Genomic DNA, 22310 nt, shown 5'->3' with positions numbered 1-22310 from the left:
GGTGGCAACCAGCCGGGAACATGAGTCGCGGTGCCGGCCGGACCCGGGATCACGTCGCGGGCCACCAGGTCCGCCCGGACGGTCGCTGGTCGGCCCGGACCGCCGCTCACGTCGCGGCCCCAGGCTCCGGACGGGACCGTGCTTCTGCGGGGTTCTCAGGCCGTACCGGAGCATGGGTTCGATCTTCGGGGAAAAGGGCGAGGGCCCGGCCTAGGCGGCCGGGCCCTCGTCTGGTGTCACCAGGTCAGCTGATCTTGCCGGTCTGGTAGGCGACGTTCTTGTAGGTGTTGTCGGGACCGTACTGGTAGATGCCGATGGTGGCCTCGGCCGGGTCACCGGCGTCGTTGAACTCGATCGGGCCGCTGTTGCCGTCGTAGTCGATGTCCTTGCCGGCGTCGAGCAGGGCCTTGCAGTCCTTGAAGGTGGTGCACTTCTCGCCACCCTTGCTGACCTCGGCGAGCTTCTTCGAGTAGTCAGCGGGGGCGTCGCTCTTCGCGGCGGTGGCGGCGAGCGCCGTCAGGATCGTCGCGTCGTAGGACTCGGCGCCGTAGGTGTAGTCCTTCAGCGACGGGTCGACGCCCAGCAGCTGCTTCTTGAAGTCGTCGCTCGCCTTGGCGCCCGGCGTGGTGCCCTTCGCGCCCTCGAAGGTCCCGTTCGGGAACTCCTTGCCGTAGTTCGACAGGTTGCCGTCGACGAAGTACCACTTCTTGGTCTTCGAGGTCAGGCCGGCCTCGACCAGCTTGGGGACGATCTTCTTGGTCTCGTCGAAGCCGATCATGACGATCGCGTCCGGGTTCGCAGCCTTGATCTTGCCGACCTCGGCGGAGAAGTCGGCCGCCTTCGGGTCGTAGACCTCCTCGGCGGCGACCTGGCCGCCACCGGACTCGATCGCGGCGCGGGCCGACTTGGCCAGCCCGGTACCGTACGCGTCCTGCATGACCAGCAGGCCGACCTTGGCGTTGCCGTCGGCGACGATCAGGTCACCGAGGACGCGGCCCTGCAGCTGGTCCGGCGGCGCGGTCCGGAAGTAGAGGCCCTTGTCGTTGTACGTCGTGAACTGGTCCGACGTGTTCGCCGGCGAGATCTGGACGACGCCCGCACCGGTGATCTTGTCGATCACGGAGAGGGAGACCGAGGACGAGGCGGCGCCGATGATGACGTCGGCCTTCTCGGCGAGCAGCTTGTTGACCGACTGGCTGGCGATGTCGGTGGAGGTGTCACCGGAGTCGGTGTCGCTCTCCACGACGTCCTTGCCCAGGACGCCGCCGGCCGCGTTGATGTCCTTGACGGCGAGCTTGACGCCGGCGATCTCCGGCGGGCCGAGGAACGCGAGCGAACCGGTCTGCGGCAGCAGGGTGCCGATCTTCAGCACACCGTCGCCACCGGCCGAGGTGGTGGCGGCGGAAGAGGAACCGGCAGCTGGCTCCTTGCTGTCGTTAGAGCACGCGCCCAGGGCAAGGGAAGCGGCACCAAGCACGGCGACGCTGCGCCATGCGAAGTTGCGGCGGATCATCAATTCTCCTTTGTCCAGCTGCGGTGGTGGCGGGGTGACGCCCCACTGCCATGTTGCTGATGGGAGGCAACTTAATGAGCCGGAGTCCGCTGCACTAGGTGCAAACCGTCGCTGCAACAGGACAGTTGCGTAGTCGTAACCTTACCCATCAGTCAGACAGATGGGTCGGGGGCAAGATGAGCACGGCACGTTCTGTCCAGCCGTAACACCCCTGAACCTCATCTAGGAGTCATCATGATCCGCAGCCACCCCGGCCGGGCGATCCTCGGTCTGGCCGCCGCGGCAGCTCTCACGCTGTCCGCGACCGCATGCGGTTCGGAGTCCGACGACACGTCGACCGGCTCCGCGACGGTGCCGACCGCCGCCGCGGACACCAACCTCGCCGACAAGGTCCCGGCCGACATCAAGTCGGCCGGCAAGCTGGTCATCGGCACCGACTCGACCTACGCGCCGAACGAGTTCATCGACACCGACGGCAAGAGCATCGTCGGCTTCGACGTGGACCTGTTCAACGCGGTCGGCCAGAAACTGGGTCTGAAGACCGAGTGGCAGACCGCCAAGTTCGACAGCATCATCCCGGGCGTCGGCAGCGGGAAGTACACGGTCGGCGTCTCCTCGTTCACGATCAACGCGGACCGGGAGAAGGAGGTCAACATGATCTCCTACTTCTCGGCCGGCACCCAGTGGGCCGCGAAGGCCGGCTCGGCCCTGAGCCCGGACGACGCCTGCGGCAAGAAGGTCGCCGTGCAGACCGCGACCGTGCAGGCCGACGACATCAAGGTCCGGTCGGGTAAGTGCACCGACGCCGGCAAGGCGGCGATCACCGTCGACCAGTACCAGGCCCAGTCGGACGCGACCAACGCCGTCGTGACCGGTAAGGACGACGCGATGCTGGCCGACTCCCCGATCGCGGCGTACGCGGTGAAGCAGACCAGCGGCCAGCTCGCCCTGCTCGGCGACATCTACGACTCGGCGCCGTACGGGTACGCCGTCGGCAAGAACCAGACCGAGTTCGCCACCGTGATCGCCGACGCGGTCAAGGCCCTGATCGCCGACGGCACGTACAAGACGATCCTCGACAAGTGGGGTGTCACCGCCGGCGCGATCACCACGCCCGAGGTCAACCCCGCGGCATGACACAGCCGATCGAGACCGGACGGGCCCGGCCCGAGGCCATCAAGGCCGTGCCCGTCCGGCACCCCGGCAGGTGGGTGGCGATCGCCGTCCTCGCGGTGCTCGTCGCGATGTTCCTGCACCTGATCTTCACGAACGCCGGCTTCCGCTGGTCGTTCATCTTCTCGTCGTACGCGCCGGGCAAGCGCGGCGTGATGTTCACCGAGCCGGTCCTCGAGGGCCTGCGCGGGACGATCCTGCTGACGGTCTTCTCGATGCTGATCGGCGTCGGGCTGGGCATCGTCGTCGCGATCATGCGGCTGTCGCCGAACAAGGTGCTCTCCTCGGTCGCCTGGGTCTACACCTGGTTCTTCCGGGCGGTGCCGCGGCTCGTGCTCGCGGTGATCTTCGGCAACCTGAACATCCTGTGGACCCGGATCGGCTTCGGGCTGCCGTTCGACGAACAGATCGGCCGGCTGTTCGGGATCGACAACTTCGACGGCCAGATCTTCAGCATCAAGTCGACCGACCTGCTCGCCGGGTTCGTGGCCGGCATGATCGCGCTCGGGCTCTCCGAGGCGGCGTACATGGCCGAGATCGTCCGGGCCGGCATCCAGTCGATCGACAGCGGGCAGGGTGAGGCCGCCGTGGCCCTGGGCATGTCCCGCGGCCAGGTGCTGCGCCGGATCGTGCTGCCGCAGGCGATGCGGGTGATCGTGCCGCCGACCGGCAACGAGGTCATCGCGATGGTCAAGGACACCTCGCTGGTGGCGTACGTGCCGGTCACCGGCGAGCTCTTCTTCCAGCTGCAACAGGTCGAGGCCCGGACCTTCGTGGTGCTGCCCTGCCTCGTCGCCGCCCTGATCTGGTATCTGATCATCTGCAGCGTCCTGATGATCGTCCAGTTCTTCGTCGAGCGGCACTTCAGCAAGGGGTACGGCGTGGCCGGCAAGGCCCGTCAGCGGCTCCGCGACATCCAGGTCGAACAGGGCGGGCGGATCACCACATGACCGAGATGGTGAAGGCGGAGAACGTCCACAAGTCCTTCGGCTCGCTCGAAGTGCTCAAGGGCGTCGACCTGACCGTGCCGCAGGGCGGGGTGAGCTGCGTGCTCGGCCCGTCCGGCTCGGGCAAGTCGACGCTCCTGCGCTGCATCAACCACCTGGAGAAACTCAACGCCGGCCGGATCCTGGTCGACGGTGAGCTGGTCGGTTACCGCGAGCGCGGCGGCAAGCTGCACGAGCTCAGCGAGCGCGACGTCGCCAAGCAGCGGCAGGCGATCGGCATGGTGTTCCAGCGGTTCAACCTCTTCCCGCACATGACGGTCCTCGACAACGTCATGGAGGCGCCGGCCCGGGTCAAGAAGGAGAACAAGGCGGAGGTACGCGATCGTGCCCTCGCCCTCCTGGAACGGGTCGGCCTCGGCGAGAAGGTGGGGAACTATCCCGGTCAGCTCTCCGGCGGTCAGCAGCAGCGGGTGGCGATCGCGCGGGCCCTGGCCATGCGCCCCAAGGTGATGCTCTTCGACGAGCCGACCAGCGCCCTCGACCCCGAGCTGGTCGGCGAGGTCCTCGAGGTGATGAAGGGCCTGGCCCGGGACGGGATGACGATGATCGTGGTGACCCACGAGATCGGCTTCGCCCGCGAGGTGGCCGACGAGGTGGTCTTCATGGACGGCGGGGTCGTCGTGGAGAAGGGGCCACCGGCCGAGGTCATCACGAATCCGCAGCAAGAACGTACCAAGGCATTCCTGAGCAAAGTGCTGTGAAGCGGGCGGGGCGGTCCGTATTCGTGTCGTACCCGCGGTCTAGAGTTCCTGGACGTGAGCGACGACGTGACGACCCCCCGCCTGCTGCTGCTCGACGGCCATTCGCTGGCCTACCGGGCCTATCACGCGCTGCCCGTGGAGAACTTCTCCACCGTGACCGGGCAGGCGACCAACGCGGTGTTCGGTTTCACGTCGATGTTCATCAACATGCTGCGCGACGAGAAGCCGACGCACATCGTCGTCGCCTTCGACCTCTCCCGGAAGTCGTTCCGCACCGAGAAGTACGCGGAGTACAAAGCCGGTCGCGCCGAGACCCCCGCACCCTTCCAGGGCCAGGTCAGCCTGATCAAGGAGGTCCTGGAGGCGCTCCGCATCCCGGTGGTGGAGAAGGAGAACTACGAGGCCGACGACGTCATCGCCACCCTCGCCACGCAGGCCCGCGAGGCCGGCATGGAGGTGCTGATCTCCTCCGGTGACCGGGACGCGTTCCAGCTCGCCACCGACCACGTCACCATCCTCTACCCGGGGCGCGGTGTCTCCGACGTCCGCCGGATGACCCCCGCCGCGATCGAGGAGAAGTATTTCGTCCCCCCGGCGCGCTATCGGGACAAGGCCGCCCTGGTCGGCGAGAGCAGCGACAACCTGATCGGCGTGCCCGGCGTCGGTGACAAGACCGCGGCCAAGTGGATCAACGAGTACGGCGGGCTGGACGGCGTGATCGCCAACGCCGACAAGATCAAGGGCAAGGCCGGCGAGAGCCTGCGCGCCAACCTGGCCGAGGTGATGCGCAACTACGACCTCAACCGCCTGGTGTGCGACCTGGAGCTGCCGCTGCGCCCGGAGGACGTGCGCTGGCACGGGTGGGACCGCGAGGCGGTGCACCAGATCTTCGACGCGCTGGAGTTCCGGGTGCTGCGGGACCGGCTCTACTCGTACCTGGACGCGGTCGAGCCCGAGGCCGAGGCCGGCTTCGACCTGGCCGGGCAGGTGCTGCGGGCCGGTCAGGTCGCCGGCTGGCTCACCGAGCACGCCGCCGCGGCCCCGGTCGGCGTGGCCGTCACCGGCAGCTTCGGCCGCGGCACGGGCCAGGTCACCGGCATCGCGGTGGCCACCGGCAGCGGCCCGGCGGCCTGGTTCGACCCGGCCGCGCTGGACGAGAGCGACGAGGGTGCGGTCGCCGCGTGGCTCGCCGACCCGGCCCGGCCCAAGGTGATCCACGACGCGAAGCCGGCGTTGCTGGCCTTCCGCGCGCACGGCTGGCAGCTGGCCGGCGTCACCGTCGACACCGCCATGGCGGCCTACCTGGCCAAGCCCGACCAGAGGGCGTACGACCTGACCGACCTCGCCCTGCGCTACCTCAAGCGCGAGCTGAAGGTCGACGCCCCGGTCGCCGACAACGGCCAGCTGGCGCTCTCGTTCGGCGACGAGCCGGAGGACACCGCGGCCGAGGAAGGCGTGATGCTGCGCGCCCGGGCCACCCTCGACCTGGCCGACGTGCTCACCGCCGAGCTGTCCCGTGACGGCGGTGAGTCGCAGCGCCTGCTGGCCGAGGTGGAGCAGCCGCTCTCGGTGGTGCTCGCCGAGATGGAGAGCGAGGGCATCGCCGCCGACACCGACTACCTGTCGGAGCTGGAGTCCCGGTTCGCCGCCGAGGTGAAAGCGGCCCAGCAGGCGGCGTACGAGGTGCACGGCCGCGAGTTCAACCTCGGCTCACCCAAGCAGCTGCAGGAGATCCTCTTCGTCGAGCGGAACCTGCCGAAGACCAAGAAGATCAAGTCCGGCTACACGACGGACGCGGACGCGCTGCAGGACCTGTTCGCCAAGACCGAGGACCCGCTGCTCGCCCACCTCCTGCGCTACCGGGACATGGCCAAGCTCAAGTCGACGGTGGACGGCCTGCTCAAGTCGGTCTCCGACGACGGCCGCATCCACACCACGTTCAACCAGACGGTCGCCGCCACCGGCCGGCTCTCGTCGACCGACCCGAACCTGCAGAACATTCCGATCCGTACCGAGGAGGGCCGGCGGATCCGTCGCGCGTTCATCGTCGGCAGCGGGTTCGAGCAGCTGATGACCGCCGACTACAGCCAGATCGAGATGCGGATCATGGCGCACCTGTCGGAGGACGAGGCGCTGATCGCGGCGTTCAACTCGGGCGCCGACTTCCACGCGGCCACCGCCTCCTCGGTCTTCCACGTGGAGCTCGGCGACGTCACGCCCGACCAGCGGCGCAAGATCAAAGCCATGAACTACGGCCTGGCGTACGGGTTGAGCAGTTACGGCCTGTCGAACCAGCTCACCATCGGCAACGACGAGGCCAAGGCCCTGATGGAGGAGTACTTCCAGCGGTTCGGCGGCGTCCGCGACTACCTGCAGTCCGTCGTCGCCCAGGCCGGCAAGGACGGGTACACCGCCACCATCCTCGGCCGCCGCCGTTACCTGCCCGACCTCAGCAGCGACAACCGGCAGCGGCGCGACATGGCCCAGCGGATGGCCCTGAACGCGCCGATCCAGGGCTCCGCCGCGGACATCATCAAGATCGCGATGCTGAACGTGGACCGGGCGCTACGCGAGTCGGGGCTCGGCTCCCGCATGCTCCTGCAGGTCCACGACGAGCTGGTGTTCGAGGTCGCGCCGGGGGAGCGGGAAACGCTGGAGGAGCTCGTCCGCCGGGAGATGGGCGGCGCCATGGCGCTGGCCGTCCCGCTGGAGGTCTCCGTCGGCACCGGGCGGGACTGGAACGGCGCCGACCACTGACGGGTGATCGCCGACCTCCCCGGGGTGCCCGACGCTCTTTCGGGCACCCCGGGGACAACGCGGTTTGCCCGGATCTGGGAGGCTGGACCGATGTCGAGCCGATCGATGCCGATGGAACCGACCGTGATCCCGCCGGTGGATCATCCCGAGGAAGTCCGGCTGGTCACGGTGCCGGAGGCCGAGTTCGGGCTCGGCGTCGCACCACTCGGGGCCGCCAACGCGACGACGTTCGCCACGATGTTCAAGGCGCTCGGCGATCCGGTCCGGCTCCGGCTGCTCTCGATGATCGCCTCGGCGCCCGGCGGCGAGATCTGCGTCTGTGACCTGAGCAGCGCGTTCCACCTGACCGGGCCGACGATCTCGCACCATCTGCGGATCCTGCGCGAGGCCGGCCTGGTCGACAGCGATCGTCGCGGCACCTGGGTCTACTACCGCGCGGTCCCCGCGACCCTGATCCTGCTCGCCGGTCTGCTGCACACGGCTTAGTCCTTCAGCGGGTCGTGACCCCAGTTCATCAGGGACCAGCGCCACTTCGTGTCGGTGACGTCGCCTTCCGGGCGCTGGGCGAGGTGGCGGTGCACGTAGCCGACGACCTTGCGCATGTGATCCTCGTCCGCCTCGGTGAGCGAGGACCTCTTCTTCTCCAGCAGCCGGATGATCTTCCGGCCGGAGTCGTGGCCGACCGACTCGGCGCCGGTCGACGCCTTCTGCCCGACCTCCCGCGACTCGTCACTGCCGAGCCACGTGCGCAGGTCGGCCGGGCTCATGTTGACCGCCTCGCGGAAGTCGGCGTACACGTCAGTCACGCTTCAACGCCCCCGCCTTGTGGACGGCGTCGCGGCCGCTCTTGTCACTGCGCACCCGGTACTGCGGGTCGTCCTTCGACGCGGCCACGGTCCGGCCGGCCGCCTCGGTGCGCTTGGTGATCTTCTGCTCGACGGTGCCGTGGACGGTCTCGCCGTGGCTCCGCCAGGTGACGTCGTCGCCCTTTTTCAGGTCCTTCTCGGTCATATCCGGCACTTACCCGCCGGTTGGCGAGGGAAACCGCAGGCCAGTCGGGCGGGCTGCTTTCCGTGCGCGGGCGAGACCCGGGTCGGCCGGGCGGGCTGCTTTCCGTGCGCGGGCGAGACGCGGGTCGGGCGGGCAGGTCGCTTTCCGTGCGCCGGGGAGATCCGGGTCAGGCGGGCAGGTCGCAGACGAAGATCGCGGTGCCGGGGAAGAGGCGGCCGCGCAGCGGGCTCCACTGCCCCCAGATCTCCTCGTGGCCCTCCGGCCATTCCGGCTCGACCAGGTCCCGCAGCACGAAACCGGCCGCGACCAGCTCGCGGATCCGGTCGCCGAGTGTCCGGTGCTGCTCCAGGTAGGTCATCTGCCCCTGGTCGTCGCGCTCCACGTAGGGCGAGCGGTTGAAATACGAGTTCCGCGCGACGAGCCCGTCCTCACCGGGCTCGTCCCAGAAGATCCACCGCATCGGGTGCGTGACCGAGAACACCCAGCTGCCGCCGGGGCGCAGCACCCGGGCCACCTCGCGCATCGCCGCCGCCGAGTCGGCCACGAACGGGATCGCGCCGAACGCGGTGCACACGATGTCGAACGACGCCGCCCGGAAGGGCAGCGCCAGCGCGTCCGCCTGGACCAGCGGGACGCTCACCCGGCTGCGGGCCGCCGCGTCGGCCGCGTGCTTCAGCATCCCTGCGGAGAGGTCCATGGCGATCGGCTTCGCGCCCTGCACGCGCAACCACCGGGCTCCGGCCGCGGCTCCGGCGCCGAGTTCCAGGATCTTTCTCCCGCGTACGTCGCCGAGCAGTCCCGCGTCGGCCTCTCGCACCCGCTCCGGGCACCAGACGAAGTCCACGTCGCCGAGGAAGGCCCCGTGCTCGTCCTGATAGTCGTCGGCATCCGCATCCCACCAGGACCGGTTGGCGTGGCGTGCCTCATCCTCGAAATCTCGGCCGGGCGGGGGAATCTCAGTCACCCGACCACGGTACGGCAGGCGCGGCGACCGTCCTGATTCGGCTCATAACGGGCATGCTGACGGGTTCTGCCCGAACAATGTGCCGCGGTCCTCAGGAGGGCTTGCAACCTGTGGTAATGCGCACGGTAAGCTAGTCGATGCGCTCGCGGAACGTGTACCTCGGCAGGGAGCAGGTTCCGTGGTCGCCGGTCCCGGCATGATCGACTGGCAATGATCAACTGCTCCATGGGTTGAGTCTCTCGTCTCGTTCGTGCCGCTTCCGGCGGCAGTTCCGCCGAGCGCGGGAGACACCACGAATCCATCCGTTCGGAGCAACTGTCCACATGACGAGCAGCATCGAGGCCACCTCGAGCGCCAACCGTGTCACCGTCGACGACCTCGGCTCTGAGGAAGCTTTCCTCGCAGCCATCGACGAGACCATCAAGTACTTCAACGACGGCGACATTGTCGAAGGCACCGTCGTCAAGGTCGATCGGGACGAGGTCCTGCTCGACATCGGCTACAAGACCGAGGGCGTCATCCCCTCGCGCGAGTTGTCGATCAAGCACGACGTGGACCCCGCGGAAGTGGTGTCGGTCGGTGACCACATCGAAGCCCTCGTCCTCACCAAGGAGGACAAGGAAGGCCGTCTGATCCTCTCGAAGAAGCGCGCTCAGTACGAGCGGGCTTGGGGCACCATCGAGAAGATCAAGGAAGAGGACGGTGTCGTCCGCGGCTCGGTCATCGAGGTCGTCAAGGGTGGTCTCATCCTGGACATCGGCCTCCGTGGCTTCCTGCCGGCCTCCCTGGTCGAGATGCGGCGCGTCCGCGACCTCCAGCCGTACGTCGGCCGTGAGCTCGAGGCGAAGATCATCGAGCTGGACAAGAACCGCAACAACGTGGTCCTGTCCCGCCGCGCCTGGCTCGAGCAGACGCAGTCCGAGGTTCGCACCGAGTTCCTCAACAAGCTGCAGAAGGGCCAGGTCCGCAAGGGCGTCGTGTCCTCCATCGTCAACTTCGGCGCGTTCGTCGACCTGGGCGGTGTGGACGGCCTGGTGCACGTCTCCGAGCTCTCCTGGAAGCACATCGACCACCCCTCCGAGGTCGTCGAGGTCGGCCAGGAGGTCGAGGTTGAGGTGCTGGACGTCGACCTGGACCGCGAGCGCGTCTCGCTGTCGCTGAAGGCGACCCAGGAAGACCCGTGGCGTCAGTTCGCCCGGACCCACGCGATCAACCAGATCGTGCCGGGCAAGGTCACCAAGCTGGTTCCGTTCGGTGCGTTCGTCCGCGTGGACGACGGCATCGAGGGCCTGGTGCACATCTCCGAGCTGGCCGAGCGTCACGTCGAGCTGCCCGAGCAGGTCGTCCAGGTCGGTTCCGACGTCCTCGTCAAGGTCATCGACATCGACCTGGAGCGCCGCCGGATCTCGCTGTCGCTCAAGCAGGCCAACGAGGGCTTCGTCGAGGGCGAGGAGCACTTCGACCCGACCCTCTACGGCATGGCCGCGACGTACGACGCCGAGGGCAACTACATCTACCCGGAGGGCTTCGACCCGGAGACGGGCGAGTGGCTCGAGGGCTTCGAGAAGCAGCGCGAGACGTGGGAGAAGCAGTACGCCGACGCCCGCGAGCGCTGGGAGGCCCACACCAAGCAGGTGCAGGCGTCCCGCGACGCCGACGCCGAGGCTGCGCTCAACCCGGCTCCGGCCGGTGGCGTGACCACCTCGTCGTCGACCACCTCGAGCTCGTCGGCCCCGGCGCGCTCCGCCGAGGAGCCCGCGGGCACCCTGGCCACCGACGAGGCTCTCGCCGCCCTGCGCGAGAAGCTGGCCGGCGGCAAGAGCTGACCCGTCCGGTTGCTCCGGTGAGCAGTTCCTGAGAAAGACCGTCCCGGCTCCGGCCGGGGCGGTCTTTCCGCTTTTCCGCCCGGGGGTTCGCCAAGTCGTGACCCGTGCGGGGCACGCAGTCCGGGGGCTGGGCCGGGATACTGATCGCATGCTGATGGTCGGTCTCACGGGTGGCATCGGCGCGGGCAAGAGCGCCGTCTCGGCACGACTGGCCGAGCGCGGTGCGGTGATCATCGACGCGGACCGGCTGGCCCGTGAGGTCGTCGAGCCGGGCACCGACGGGCTCGCCGAGATCGTGGCCGCGTTCGGGCCGGAGGTGCTCACCCCGGAAGGCGCGCTGGACCGGCCGGCGCTGGGAGCGAAGGTCTTCGGCGACGAGGCGGCCCGCCGCACGCTGGAGCGGATCATCCACCCGCGGGTCCGGGCACGCACCGCCGAGCTGGTCAAGGCCGCGCCGCCGGATGCGATCGTCGTCAACGACGTGCCGCTGCTGGTGGAGACGGGGCTGACTCCGACGTACCACCTGGTGATCGTCGTCACGGCGGACAGTGAGGTGCGGACGCAACGTCTCGTCCGTGACCGTGGCATGTCGCCGGCCGAGGCCGCGGCCCGGATCAGCGCGCAGGCCGACGACGCCACCCGCCGGGCCGCCGCCGACGTGATCCTGCCCAATGAGGACGACCTCGCCGCGCTGCACGCCCGCGTCGACGCGCTGTGGCGGGACCGACTGATCGACTTCGAGCGCAACGTGCGCCTGCGCACCGCCGCCCGCAAGGACCCGGAGCTGCGCATCGTCCCGCCCGACCCGGAGTGGCCGCGGGCCGCCGAGCGCCTGATCGGCCGGATCCGTCACCACCTCGGGCCGGTCGTGGTGCATCACATCGGATCGACAGCCGTCCCTGGCCTGCCCGCCAAGGACATCATCGACCTCATGCTGACGGTACGGACGCTGGCCGCGGCCGACGCCCTCGCCGAGCGCCTCGCGGCCGCCGGTTTCCCGGCGCGGGCGGGGGAGTGGGCGGACAACGCGCGCGGCCTGTCCGGGGTGACCTGGCCGAAACGGCTGCACGGCTCGGCCGACCCGGAACGGCCGGTGATCCTGCACGTCCGGGTCGCCGGGTCCCCGGGGTGGCGGTTCGCCCTGCTCATGCGGGACCACTTGCGGGCGGTGCCGGCGGCGCGGGACGCGTATGCGGCGGCGAAGGCGGAACTGGCGTTGCGCTTCGCGGGCCGGGCGGAGTATGCCGCGGCCAAGGAGCCGTGGTTCGACGAGGAGGCACGGGCGGCCGACGACTGGGCCCTCGCCACCGGCTGGCAGCCACCGGAGTCCTGACCACGGGGCGGCGGCTCTCCGGCCGGCGCTCAGGGTCAAAGGCGCTCGCGGCGGCCAGCGGGTGCGCTCGCCGGAAGCCGGGGCGCATCGACCGCGATGCGGCGCGGCTGGACCGTTGGGTGGCCCGGACCGCGCACGCCGGCCGCCGCGAGCGGCCTACCCCGCCAGGGTAGGCGGCGCGGTCAGACCCGACAATGGCGCTGGGCGCGGCCGAATGTGCACCATCGGCACGGGACCCGGTCAGGCCGTGGATGGCGTTGCCGGAACTTGTCATACCCCCGACGTACGGTGGTGGGCATGGCGCTCGACATCCCACGACTCGACGGCCGCTTCGAGGTCATCAGTGACTACAAGCCGGCCGGTGACCAGCCCGCGGCGATCGACGAGCTGGAGCGGCGCGTCCGTGCCGGCGACCGGCACACCGTGCTGCTCGGCGCCACCGGCACCGGTAAGAGCGCGACCACGGCCTGGCTGATCGAGCGGTTGCAACGGCCCGCGCTGGTCCTTGCGCCGAACAAGACGCTCTGCGCCCAGCTCGCCAAGGAGTTCCGCGAGCTGCTGCCGAACAACGCCGTCGAATACTTCGTCAGTTACTACGACTACTACCAGCCCGAGGCGTATATCGCCCAGACCGACACCTACATCGAGAAGGACTCGTCGGTCAACGAGGAGGTCGAGCGGCTGCGGCACTCGGCCACCATGTCGCTGCTGACCAGGCGCGACACGATCGTCGTGGCCACGGTCAGCGCGATCTACGGCCTGGGCACCCCGCAGGAGTACATCGAGCGCGCGGTCAAGGTGAAGGTCGGCGGCGAGATCGACCGTGACAAGCTGCTGCGCCGCCTGGTCGACATTCAATATGCGCGGAACGACGTCGCCTTCCAGCGCGGCACGTTCCGGGTCCGCGGCGACACGCTGGAGATCATCCCGGCCTACGAGGAGCTGGCCGTCCGGGTCGAGCTCTTCGGCGACGAGGTGGAGAAGCTCTACTACCTGCACCCGCTCACCGGCGAGGTGGTCCGCGAGGTCGACGAGCTGATCATCTTCCCGGCCACGCACTACGTGGCCGGCCCGGAGCGGATGGAGCGGGCGATCCGCGACATCGAGGCCGAGCTGGGCGAGCGGCTCGCCGAGCTGGAGCGGCAGGGCAAGCTGCTGGAGGCACAGCGGCTGCGGATGCGCACGACCTACGACATCGAGATGATGCGCCAGGTCGGCTTCTGCAACGGCATCGAGAACTACTCGATGCACATGGACGGCCGGCAGCCCGGCGAGCCGGCGTACACGTTGCTGGACTACTTCCCGGACGATTTCGTCACGGTCATCGACGAGTCGCACGTCACGGTCCCGCAGATCGGCGGGATGTATGAGGGCGACGCCTCGCGGAAACGGATCCTGATCGAGCACGGCTTCCGGCTGCCCAGCGCCGCCGACAACCGGCCGCTCCGGTGGGACGAGTTCCTCGAGCGGGTCGGCCAGATGGTCTTCCTCTCCGCGACCCCGGGCAACTGGGAGATGGAGCGGACCCAGGGCGAGTTCGTCGAGCAGGTGATCCGCCCGACCGGCCTGGTCGACCCGCAGGTGGTGGTGAAACCGACCAAGGGCCAGATCGACGACCTGATGCACGAGATCAAGCTGCGGACCGAGAAGGACGAGCGCGTCCTGGTCACCACGCTGACCAAGAAGATGGCCGAGGATCTCACCGACTACCTGTTGGAGAACGGGATCCGGGTGCGCTACCTGCACTCCGAGGTGGACACGCTGCGCCGGGTCGAGCTGCTCAAGGAACTGCGCAAGGGGGACTACGACGTCCTGGTCGGCATCAACCTGCTGCGTGAGGGCCTCGACCTGCCCGAGGTGTCACTGGTCGCGATCCTCGACGCGGACAAGGAAGGCTTCCTGCGCAGCGGGCGGTCACTGATCCAGACGATCGGCCGCGCCGCGCGAAACGTGTCCGGCGAGGTCCACATGTATGCGGACAAGATCACGCCGTCGATGCGGGACGCGATCGAGGAGACGGATCGGCGCCGCGCCAAACAGATCGCCCACAACGAGGCGAACGGAATCGTGCCGCAGGCCCTCCGGAAGAAGATCCACGACATCCTGGACGACATCTACCGCGATGCCGAGGACACCGACGCCATGGTGGGTGGGGCCGGCCGCCAGATGTCGCGGGGCAAGGCACCCGTGCCGGAGACACGGTCCAAGGCCCGCGGTGCGACCGGGCCGGCGCGCGAAGGCATGGCCCGGGCCGAGCTGGCGCAGCTCATCCAGGATCTGAACGACCAGATGCTGGGGGCGGCGCGGGAGCTGCAGTTCGAGCTCGCGGCCCGGATCCGGGACGAGATCGGCGAGCTGAAGAAGGAGCTGCGGGGGATGGACGCCGCCGGGGTGAAGTAGAGGCGGCGGTGACGTGGGCCGGGCGGCTCGCCTCGTGCGCGGGGTGAGCCGGCTGGGCTGCGGCCGTCGCCTCGTGCGCGGGCCCCGGCTGGGATTGCGGCGTCGACTTGTGCGCGGGCCCCGGCTGGGCTGCGGCGTCGCCTCGTGCGCGGGCCCCGGCTGGGATTGCGGCGTCGACTTGTGCGCGGGGCCCGGCGGGATTGCGGCGTGGACTTCGCGGGAAGTCCGGCGGGGCTGTGCGCGGGGGCCGGCGGCTGCGGTGTCGGCTGCGTGCGGGATCCGGCCGGGCTGCGCACGGACGGGTGGCTGTTTCACGCCGGGCTGCCGCGTCGCCGCGAGCGGGTCGGTTGGTTTGGTGCGGGTCCGGGAGGACAAATGGGGGCGACTCTGATATCCAGCGCGGCCGGCGATCCCCTCGAGCCGGCACTTCGGACAGATCACTTCCCGGACCCGCACGTACCAGGATAGTCCCTGTTGCGCCGTCCGTGCGAGGCCGGCCCGGTCCTGCCCGGGCGCGTGAATCCGACCTGCCGGCGTGGTGTCGCCGTCCGTGCGAGGCCGGCTCGGTGCTGCTCGGGCGCGTCGATCCGACCTGCCGGCCTGGTGCCGCCGCCCCTGCGGGACCGGCCCGGTCCTGCCCGGGCGCGTCGATCCGACCTGCCGGCCTGGTGCCGCCGCCCCTGCGGGACCGGCCCGGTCCTGCCCGGGCGCTCGATCGGACTGCCCGGCGTGGGACCGCCGCCCGTGCGAGGGAAGGCCGCCGGGTGGATCAGCCGGCGAAGAAGTCGTGGTCGGGGTCGGGCCGGCTGCCGTTGGCGGGCAGGTCGGTGAAGTATTCGGCGAGCGGCGGCTTGGCCAGCGTCGCCGCGATCGACGCCCGCCACTGGGCGTTGCGCTCGGTGCGGCGGAAGTTGTGGTCCTGCGCCTCCATGGAGTCCCACTCGACCAGCAGCGCGAACCGGGTCGACATGTCGGTGCCACGCTTCAACCGCAGGCCACGGCAGCCCTCGGCGCCCGCGATCAGCGGACGGGCGAGCTGGTAAGCGGCGACGAAGTCGTCCTCTCGTCCGGGCAGGATGTCGATTAGCGTGACTTCGAGGATCATGCCCGCAAGCGTCCCATACGCACCAGATGGCTAGCTTACTAGGATGCCCGCGACCGACGGTGACGTGAGTGAAACGGGCAGCGGGGCCTTCCGGTCGTTGCACCCCGGCCGCGGTCACGGCGGCTCCATCGACGTCGGCGAGATCGCGAAGTCCCTGGTAGTGGGCCACTTGTCCGGCCGCGCACAGGTTACGACAGGATGGCCCCGCACTTACGTACCGGTAATGCCCGCCCTGAGTGGTTTGAGCAGCGAATCGGGCCACTCTTCGCCGCCCGGTGTGCCGATCGGGGTGTGGATGCGCAACAATGGTTGTGTGGGAGGGGAGTATTCCCCCGCCCCGGTCTCGTCAACACGGAACACTCGGCTGGCTGACCAGCCGATGTGAACCCGGGGCCGGGGGTCGCGTGAGCGGCGGAAGAGACCTCCGACAGTCGCACGTCACTGCGCTTTTTCTGCAAAGAGCGCAGCGGCGCATCGTGTCTGCCGGAGGTTCGCGTTGAACGTTTCAGCCTGGGTTTGGCTCGCCACGTTGGTGGCGCTGGTGGCCGTCCTCGCCGTCGATCTGTTGATCATCGGGCGGCGGCCGCACGAGCCGACCATGAAAGAGGCCGGTGGCTGGGTGGCCTTCTACGTCGGGCTTGCGCTGCTCTTCGGGGTGGGGGTCTGGGCCGTCGCCGGTGGCCGGTCCGCGGGTGAGTTCTACACCGGCTGGCTCACTGAGTACTCGTTGAGTGTCGACAACCTGTTCGTCTTCGTCATCATCATGGGCCGGTTCGCGGTCCCCCGGCGCTATCAGCAGAAGGTGCTGCTGATCGGCATCGTGCTGGCGCTGGTCATGCGGGGCGCGTTCATCGCTGCCGGCGCGGCGCTGATCTCGCAGTTCTCCTGGGTGTTCTACATCTTCGGCGCGTTCCTGGTGTACACCGCTGTGACGCTGGTCAAGGGTGGCGAGAACGACGAGGAGGACTTCAAGGAGAACGTGCTGATCCGCTGGGCGAAACGGGCGCTGCCGCTCTCGTCGTCGTTCGGGGACGGGCAGTTCCGGGTGGTCACCGCGGCCGGCAAGCGGCTCTTCACCCCGATGCTGATCGTGATGATCGCGATCGGGACGACCGACCTGATCTTCGCGCTGGACTCGATCCCCGCCATCTTCGGGATCACCAAGGAGCCGTACCTGGTCTTCACCGCGAACGTCTTCGCGCTGATGGGCCTGCGGCAGCTGTACTTCCTGCTCGGCGGCCTGCTGGAGCGCCTCGTCTACCTGAACGTCGGCCTCGCCGTCGTGCTCGCCTTCATCGGCGTCAAGCTCTTCCTCGAGGCGCTGCACACGAACAGCCTGCCGTTCGTCAACGGAGGTCAGGGCCTGCACTGGGCGCCGGAGATCCCGATCTGGTTGTCGCTGCTGGTGATCCTCGGCACGCTCGGCATCGCCACGGTCGCAAGCCTGGCCAAGTCCGCCCGGGAGCGTAAGAGGGAACTGGTCTCCGCCGGCCGCTGAAACCCGCAGAACCGCTTGTCCGGTACGTCGTCAGCACCGAGCCCGGGTGGCCCATGCCGCCCGGGCTCGCCCGTTCCTCGGCGTTGATCACGATCCGGGGCAACACCGTGCGCGCGGCCCGGTCGGCACCGCGCGCGGCGCCGAAGGCCGTGTGCGCGGCGCGGGAGGCTGTGCTCTCGACCCGGGAGGCCGTGTGCGCGGCGCGGGAGGCCGTGTGCGCGGCGCGAGGTTCCGGCTGATTCTGAGCGTGGTCATGAGGCACGAACAACCACGCTCAGAACCAGCCGGAACAGTGGGCGCGGCCGAGGCCTGAGCAGGGCCGGGGGCCACGCGCCCCGAGCCGGGGACCGGCCGAGGACGTACCCGGGAAATGAGAAACGCCCCCGCCGGGAAAGCGAGGGCGAATCAGCGACCGCGAGTGATTACTGGTGCTTGCGACGCGCAGCGGCGCGGCCGCGAGCGTTCTGGTCGAGAACGACCTTGCGGATGCGGATCGAGGTCGGCGTGACCTCGACACACTCGTCCTCGCGGCAGAACTCGAGGGACTGCTCCAGCGACAGCTTGCGCGGCGGGATCACCTTCTCGGTGTTGTCCGCGCTGGCGGCGCGCATGTTGGTGAGCTTCTTCTCCTTGGTGATGTTGACGTCCATGTCGTCCTCGCGGGAGTTCTCCCCGACGATCATGCCCTCGTACACCTCGGTGGTCGGCTCGACGAAGAGCTGACCGCGCTCCTGGATGTTGATCATCGCGAACGGGGTGACCGCACCGGCGCGGTCGGCCACGAGCGAACCGTTCTGCCGGGTGCGGAGCTCGCCGAACCACGGCTCGTGCGCCTCGTAGAGGTGGTGCATGATGCCGGTGCCGCGGGTCTCGGTGAGGAACTCGGTCCGGAAGCCGATCAGGCCACGGGCCGGGACCAGCCACTCCATCCGCAGCCAGCCGGTGCCGTGGTTGGTCAGGTGCTCCATCCGGCCCTTGCGGGTGGCCAGCAGCGTGGTGATCGCGCCCATGTACTCGTCGGGGGCGTCGATGGTCAGGCGCTCGACCGGCTCGTGCACCTTGCCGTCGATCACCTTGGTGACGACCTGCGGCTTGCCGACGGTCAGCTCGTAGGACTCGCGGCGCATCTGCTCGACCAGGATGGCGAGGGCGAGCTCACCACGGCCCTGGACCTCCCACGCGTCGGGGCGGTCGGTGTTCAGGACGCGGAGCGAGACGTTGCCGATCAGCTCCTTGTCCAGCCGGTCCTTGACCATGCGGGCGGTGACCTTGGCGCCCTTGACCTTGCCGACCAGCGGCGAGGTGTTGGTGCCGATGACCATCGAGATGGCCGGCTCGTCGACGGTGATCAGCGGCAGCGGGATCGGGTTCTCCGCGTCGGCGAGGGTCTCACCGATCATGATCTCCGGGATGCCGGCGACGGCCATGATGTCGCCCGGGCCGGCCTTCTCGGCCGGCTTGCGCTCCAGGCCCTCGGTGATCAGCAGCTCGGAGATCCGCACGTTGGCGATCGTGCCGTCGGTCTTGCACCAGGCGACGGTCTGGCCCTTGCGGATCCAGCCCTCGCGCACCCGGCAGAGCGCCAGGCGGCCGAGGAACGGCGACGCGTCCAGGTTGACGACGTGCGCCTGCAGCGGCGCGTCCTCGTGGTAGGTCGGGGCCGGGATGGTGTTCAGGATCGTGGAGAACAGCGGCTCCAGGTCGGCGCTGTCGGCCGGGACGGCGCCGTCGGCCGGCTGGTTCAGCGAGGCGATGCCGTCGCGGGCGCAGGCGTAGACGATCGGGAACTCGATCTGGTCCTCGTCCGCGTCCAGGTCGAAGAAGAGCGCGTACGTGTCGTCCACGACCTCCTTGATCCGCGCGTCCGGCCGGTCCACCTTGTTGATCACCAGGATGATCGGGAGCTTGGCCGACAGCGCCTTGCGCAGCACGAACCGGGTCTGCGGCAGCGGGCCCTCGGACGCGTCGACCAGCAGCACCACGCCGTCGACCATGGTCAGGCCGCGCTCCACCTCACCGCCGAAGTCGGCGTGACCGGGAGTGTCGATGATGTTGATGACGACCGGGTCGCCCTCGGCCGGCTGGTAGCTGATCGCGGTGTTCTTGGCGAGAATGGTGATGCCCTTTTCCCGCTCCAGGTCCATGGAGTCCATGGCACGCTCGGCCATCTCTCCACGTGCGTGGGACTGACCGCCCTGTCGGAGCATGGCGTCGACCAGGGTGGTTTTGCCATGGTCGACGTGAGCGATGATGGCGACATTACGGAGGTCGGTGCGGGTCTGCATGCCTCTATTGTCCCCGGTTCAGGTTGCCGTTCGTGACACGGGGTCAAGTCCGGAATCTTGGGATTGTTTGGGCGATTTGCCGGTCACCGCAAAGTGATCAGCCACTGTTAACGTTCGTCATCGATGCGAGCACGGGGAAAGGTTCGTCGATGAAGATCCGGTTACTGGCAGTGGCGGCCACGCTCATGATGACGGCCGGTTGCGGCCTGCTCGGCGGCGGTGGTGACGACAAGACGTACGGCTCCGCGCCGGTGGCGGCCGCGCCCACCCCGGCGGAGGAGTCGCCCACGCCGGAGGAGACGACTCCGGAGCCGGAGGAGACGACCCCGTCGCCGGCGCCGTCGAGGACCACGCCGTCGAAGAAGCCGACGACGAAGCCGACGCCGACCGGCCCGACGAACAACTTCGAGGTGTCGGCCTGCTCCACGACCAAGGGCACCGCGGTCGCCAAGTCCAAGGTGAGGGCGGCGCTGAAGACGGCGGCCGGCAAGATCTACTGGACCAACGAGGCGCCGCAGCTGAAGCTGAACTATCCGCTGGTCAAGGCGATCGCCTGGCACGAGAGCGGCTGGCAGACCAACGTCTTCAACTGTGACGGCGGTCAGGGCCTGATGCAGCTGATGCCGGACACCGTCGACATGATCAACAGCCGGTTCGGGCTGAGCTACAACGTCACGAACTACCAGCAGAACGCGACGGCCGGCGCGAACTACCTGGCCTGGCTGACGCGGTACATGTCACAGAAGGCGTTCAACAACGACAAGACGTTCGACCTGAGCGCGAGCAAGTGCAAGACGCACAGCTCGTGGTGCCTGCTCAACCTGGTCATCTCGGCCTACCAGTTCGGCCCGGCCGACGTGCTTGCCAACCTGAAGACCAAGAAACTGCCGAACCCCGGGTACGTCGACTCGGTGCGCTCGCTGATGACGTCCTGCTTCTGCGACAGCTACTGATCCGGGGCGGTCCCGGGTCGGCCGGGGCCGCGAGCTACACTGGTCAGCGGACCCGAGACCCCGCGTGCCAGTCGTTTTGACCCTCTAGTCACGGCAGTAGTAGAGTCTCGGGGTTGTCGTGTGTCGTTGATGCTGGCGAGCTGCGTTTGTCTCGGCCCGCAGCTCACCCTAAGGAGCCTTACCCGATGCCTCCCAAGAAGAAGACCCATGAGGTAACCCTCGCACTTGAGGCGGGTAACGCCGCGATGGTCGACCTCGGTAAGATGCTCGGCCCGACCGGTGCCAACATGCGTGCCGTCAAGGTGGAGTACGACGAGGCCACGTCGAAGAACCGGGGCGAGATCATCCCGGTCATCGTGTCGGTCTACGAGGACCGTAGCCACACGCTGGCCTACAAGACCCCGCCGACCAGCTTCCTCATCCGCAAGACCCTGGGGATCCAGTCCGGCGCGTCGAACCCGCTGACCCAGAACGTGGGCACGCTCAGCGCGACCCAGGTCAAGGAGATCGCGGAGCGCAAGCTGCCCGACCTCAACGCGAACGACCTGGACGCCGCCATCAAGATCGTGGCCGGCACCGCGCGGTCGATGGGCGTCAAGGTCGCGTCCTGACCCAGCGCTTCTGAGAACGGCCCCGGGCTTCGGCTCGGGGCCGTTCCCGTTCCTCCCGACTTTTTCTGCAAGATCAAATTCTCGATTGCCTGTCTCCGCTGTGGTCCCGATCGTCGCTCCCGCGGGGACCCTTCCGGGCCGAGCAGGGGCGCGGGGCGCCCCTGAACGCTCAGCCCGCAAGGGCGGCGTCCGTGGGTGGTCCCGCTCAGAGCACAAAACCCGTCCACGCACTTGAGCACCCGCGCAGCCCCGGCTGCTCGGAGCCCGCGGCCCCGCGGTGGTCCGGGCAGCAGCGCGCCCCATTCCTCCGGCTGGTTCTCACCGTGGTCATGAGGGGCGGAATGACAAGGGCGAGAACCGGCCGGAAGAGCGCGAGGCGCTACGGGCCGGTGTGGGCAGATGCTTGCGGGCGGCGTGGGTGGGGGCGTGGTGCGACCGGCGGCGCGTCCCCGATCACCACCGTGCGCGTTGGCCGGGGCCGGCCCGGCGGGGCGGTGTGCCCGCTGCCGGGGTGACTGGTCAGCGGGCCTTGGGGGTTACCACCTCGTCGAGGAGGCCGTAGTCGAGGGCTTCGGCGGCGCTGAGGGAACGGCCGGCGGAGAGGTCGTCCTCGACGCGGCTGCGCGGCTTGCCGGTGACCTCGGCCAGGCGGACCACGACTTCTTCCAGCTCACGCAGGTGCTGACCGGCGGCGGCCGCGACCTCGTCGGCGGTGCCGGTGACGCCGGCCGCGCGAGGTTCGGTGAGTTTGAAGCGCGCGTGCCGGTACGCCGCCCGGCGGTCGGCTGCGGCGAGGACGGCCAGGGCCGCGCCGCCGGCTTCCGCGGTGACCAGGGAATGGACCGGCGAGACCAGCGCGTCGATCACGTCGACGACGGCCAGGGCGGCGCTGAGGTCACCGCCGGGGCAGGCCACGTGCAGCTGGATCGGTGCCTGACCGGCCGCGTCCAGGGTCAGCAGCGCCGCCGAGATCGAGGTCGACGCCTCGGTGGTCAGCTGACCGCGCAGCATCACGATGCGCTGGTCGAAGAGCCGCTCCTCGAGCCAGCCGGGGAACGTCGGCCCGCCCGGTGGCAGGTCGAACGGCAGGTGTGGCTGCTGGGGTGGAAAACCCCACCGGGACGGGTCATGTCGCAGATTCACGGGCGCCTCCGCTGATCACAGCCTCTGCCG

At 69.0% G+C, this 22310-nt stretch carries 18 protein-coding genes; 11 read left to right on the top strand and 7 right to left on the bottom strand.

Annotated features, from left to right (window positions below; translation table 11 throughout):
* Window positions 1-244: 244 nt before the first annotated feature.
* A complete protein-coding gene (locus ACH442_RS01395; RefSeq protein ID WP_396120567.1) occupies window positions 245-1513 on the bottom strand; it encodes an ABC transporter substrate-binding protein in 1269 nt (422 codons plus the stop codon).
* Between the two features lie 234 nt (window positions 1514-1747).
* Between ACH442_RS01395 and ACH442_RS01390 the strand changes: the two genes are divergently transcribed.
* From ACH442_RS01390 to ACH442_RS01370, 5 genes are all read left to right on the top strand, one after another.
* Window positions 1748-2650 carry an ABC transporter substrate-binding protein gene (locus ACH442_RS01390; RefSeq protein ID WP_396120566.1) on the top strand — a complete coding sequence of 301 codons (903 nt, stop codon included), beginning with the start codon at window positions 1748-1750 and terminating at the stop codon, window positions 2648-2650.
* Window positions 2647-3636 carry an amino acid ABC transporter permease gene (locus tag ACH442_RS01385; RefSeq protein WP_396120565.1) on the top strand — a complete coding sequence of 330 codons (990 nt, stop codon included), beginning with the start codon at window positions 2647-2649 and terminating at the stop codon, window positions 3634-3636. The genes ACH442_RS01390 and ACH442_RS01385 overlap by 4 nt, the downstream gene beginning before the upstream one ends.
* Window positions 3633-4394 carry an amino acid ABC transporter ATP-binding protein gene (locus ACH442_RS01380; protein ID WP_396120564.1) on the top strand — a complete coding sequence of 254 codons (762 nt, stop codon included), beginning with the start codon at window positions 3633-3635 and terminating at the stop codon, window positions 4392-4394. The genes ACH442_RS01385 and ACH442_RS01380 overlap by 4 nt, the downstream gene beginning before the upstream one ends.
* Before the next feature lie 54 nt (window positions 4395-4448).
* A complete protein-coding gene (gene polA / locus ACH442_RS01375; protein ID WP_396120563.1) occupies window positions 4449-7151 on the top strand; it encodes a DNA polymerase I in 2703 nt (900 codons plus the stop codon).
* A 90-nt stretch (window positions 7152-7241) separates the two neighbouring features.
* A complete protein-coding gene (locus ACH442_RS01370; protein WP_396120562.1) occupies window positions 7242-7637 on the top strand; it encodes an ArsR/SmtB family transcription factor in 396 nt (131 codons plus the stop codon).
* Here the strand turns inward: ACH442_RS01370 and ACH442_RS01365 are convergent.
* The 3 genes from ACH442_RS01365 to ACH442_RS01355 form a co-directional block, all read right to left on the bottom strand.
* A complete protein-coding gene (locus tag ACH442_RS01365; protein ID WP_396120561.1) occupies window positions 7634-7957 on the bottom strand; it encodes a DUF3140 domain-containing protein in 324 nt (107 codons plus the stop codon). The two genes, ACH442_RS01370 and ACH442_RS01365, sit on opposite strands and share 4 nt — an antisense overlap.
* Window positions 7950-8162 (bottom strand): DUF2945 domain-containing protein, encoded by a 213-nt coding sequence (locus tag ACH442_RS01360; protein WP_396120560.1) that lies wholly within the window; start codon window positions 8160-8162, stop codon window positions 7950-7952. Before ACH442_RS01360 ends, ACH442_RS01365 begins: the two co-directional genes overlap by 8 nt.
* Window positions 8163-8328: 166 nt before the next feature.
* Entirely contained in the window at window positions 8329-9144 is an 816-nt protein-coding gene (locus ACH442_RS01355) for a class I SAM-dependent methyltransferase (RefSeq protein ID WP_396121013.1), read from the bottom strand.
* A gap of 305 nt (window positions 9145-9449) precedes the next feature.
* On the opposite strand from ACH442_RS01355, the gene rpsA reads away from it, so the two are divergent.
* The 3 genes from rpsA to uvrB all read left to right on the top strand — a co-directional run bounded on the left by rpsA (window position 9450) and on the right by uvrB (window position 14685).
* Complete coding sequence (rpsA, locus tag ACH442_RS01350) at window positions 9450-10952, top strand: 30S ribosomal protein S1 (RefSeq protein ID WP_189335795.1); 1503 nt, start codon at window positions 9450-9452, stop codon at window positions 10950-10952.
* Window positions 10953-11100: 148 nt separating this feature from the next.
* Complete coding sequence (gene coaE, locus ACH442_RS01345; protein ID WP_396120559.1) at window positions 11101-12285, top strand: dephospho-CoA kinase; 1185 nt, start codon at window positions 11101-11103, stop codon at window positions 12283-12285.
* A gap of 297 nt (window positions 12286-12582) precedes the next feature.
* Window positions 12583-14685, top strand: a complete 2103-nt coding sequence (gene uvrB / locus ACH442_RS01340) for an excinuclease ABC subunit UvrB (protein WP_396120558.1) — start codon at window positions 12583-12585, stop codon at window positions 14683-14685.
* A gap of 769 nt (window positions 14686-15454) precedes the next feature.
* On the opposite strand, the gene ACH442_RS01335 is transcribed toward uvrB, so the two are convergent.
* Window positions 15455-15790, bottom strand: a complete 336-nt coding sequence (locus ACH442_RS01335) for an antibiotic biosynthesis monooxygenase family protein (protein ID WP_396120557.1) — start codon at window positions 15788-15790, stop codon at window positions 15455-15457.
* 496 nt (window positions 15791-16286) lie between these two features.
* Between ACH442_RS01335 and ACH442_RS01330 the strand changes: the two genes are divergently transcribed.
* Window positions 16287-17288, top strand: a complete 1002-nt coding sequence (locus tag ACH442_RS01330; RefSeq protein WP_396120556.1) for a TerC family protein — start codon at window positions 16287-16289, stop codon at window positions 17286-17288.
* Between the two features lie 422 nt (window positions 17289-17710).
* On the opposite strand, the gene typA is transcribed toward ACH442_RS01330, so the two are convergent.
* Window positions 17711-19573 carry a translational GTPase TypA gene (gene typA / locus ACH442_RS01325; protein WP_396120555.1) on the bottom strand — a complete coding sequence of 621 codons (1863 nt, stop codon included), beginning with the start codon at window positions 19571-19573 and terminating at the stop codon, window positions 17711-17713.
* Window positions 19574-19722: 149 nt separating this feature from the next.
* On the opposite strand from typA, the gene ACH442_RS01320 reads away from it, so the two are divergent.
* On the top strand, window positions 19723-20526 hold the full coding sequence (locus ACH442_RS01320; RefSeq protein WP_396120554.1) for a transglycosylase SLT domain-containing protein: 804 nt from the start codon (window positions 19723-19725) through the stop codon (window positions 20524-20526).
* A gap of 185 nt (window positions 20527-20711) precedes the next feature.
* Complete coding sequence (locus ACH442_RS01315) at window positions 20712-21137, top strand: uL11 family ribosomal protein (RefSeq protein WP_396120553.1); 426 nt, start codon at window positions 20712-20714, stop codon at window positions 21135-21137.
* A 519-nt stretch (window positions 21138-21656) separates the two neighbouring features.
* Here ACH442_RS01315 and ACH442_RS01310 read toward each other — a convergent pair.
* On the bottom strand, window positions 21657-22280 hold the full coding sequence (locus tag ACH442_RS01310; protein ID WP_396120552.1) for an ATP-dependent Clp protease proteolytic subunit: 624 nt from the start codon (window positions 22278-22280) through the stop codon (window positions 21657-21659).
* Window positions 22281-22310 lie beyond the last annotated feature (30 nt).

The organism is Actinoplanes sp. NPDC020271, assembly GCF_044388125.1.
Lineage (GTDB): Bacteria > Actinomycetota > Actinomycetes > Mycobacteriales > Micromonosporaceae > Actinoplanes.
Note: the sequence above shows the minus strand (reverse complement) of the source record. Positions and strands in the feature narration are given on the sequence as shown.

Excerpts from the sequence above, each read along its gene's own strand:
- ACH442_RS01395 (WP_396120567.1), bottom strand. The coding sequence starts at position 1,513 with ATGATCCGCCGCAACTTCGCATGGCGCAGCGTCGCCGTGCTTGGTGCC.
- ACH442_RS01390 (WP_396120566.1), top strand. The coding sequence starts at position 1,748 with ATGATCCGCAGCCACCCCGGCCGGGCGATCCTCGGTCTGGCCGCCGCG.
- ACH442_RS01385 (WP_396120565.1), top strand. The coding sequence starts at position 2,647 with ATGACACAGCCGATCGAGACCGGACGGGCCCGGCCCGAGGCCATCAAG.
- ACH442_RS01380 (WP_396120564.1), top strand. The coding sequence starts at position 3,633 with ATGACCGAGATGGTGAAGGCGGAGAACGTCCACAAGTCCTTCGGCTCG.
- ACH442_RS01370 (WP_396120562.1), top strand. The coding sequence starts at position 7,242 with ATGTCGAGCCGATCGATGCCGATGGAACCGACCGTGATCCCGCCGGTG.
- ACH442_RS01360 (WP_396120560.1), bottom strand. The coding sequence starts at position 8,162 with ATGACCGAGAAGGACCTGAAAAAGGGCGACGACGTCACCTGGCGGAGC.
- rpsA (WP_189335795.1), top strand. The coding sequence starts at position 9,450 with ATGACGAGCAGCATCGAGGCCACCTCGAGCGCCAACCGTGTCACCGTC.
- coaE (WP_396120559.1), top strand. The coding sequence starts at position 11,101 with ATGCTGATGGTCGGTCTCACGGGTGGCATCGGCGCGGGCAAGAGCGCC.
- uvrB (WP_396120558.1), top strand. The coding sequence starts at position 12,583 with ATGGCGCTCGACATCCCACGACTCGACGGCCGCTTCGAGGTCATCAGT.
- ACH442_RS01335 (WP_396120557.1), bottom strand. The coding sequence starts at position 15,790 with ATGATCCTCGAAGTCACGCTAATCGACATCCTGCCCGGACGAGAGGAC.
- typA (WP_396120555.1), bottom strand. The coding sequence starts at position 19,573 with ATGCAGACCCGCACCGACCTCCGTAATGTCGCCATCATCGCTCACGTC.
- ACH442_RS01320 (WP_396120554.1), top strand. The coding sequence starts at position 19,723 with ATGAAGATCCGGTTACTGGCAGTGGCGGCCACGCTCATGATGACGGCC.
- ACH442_RS01315 (WP_396120553.1), top strand. The coding sequence starts at position 20,712 with ATGCCTCCCAAGAAGAAGACCCATGAGGTAACCCTCGCACTTGAGGCG.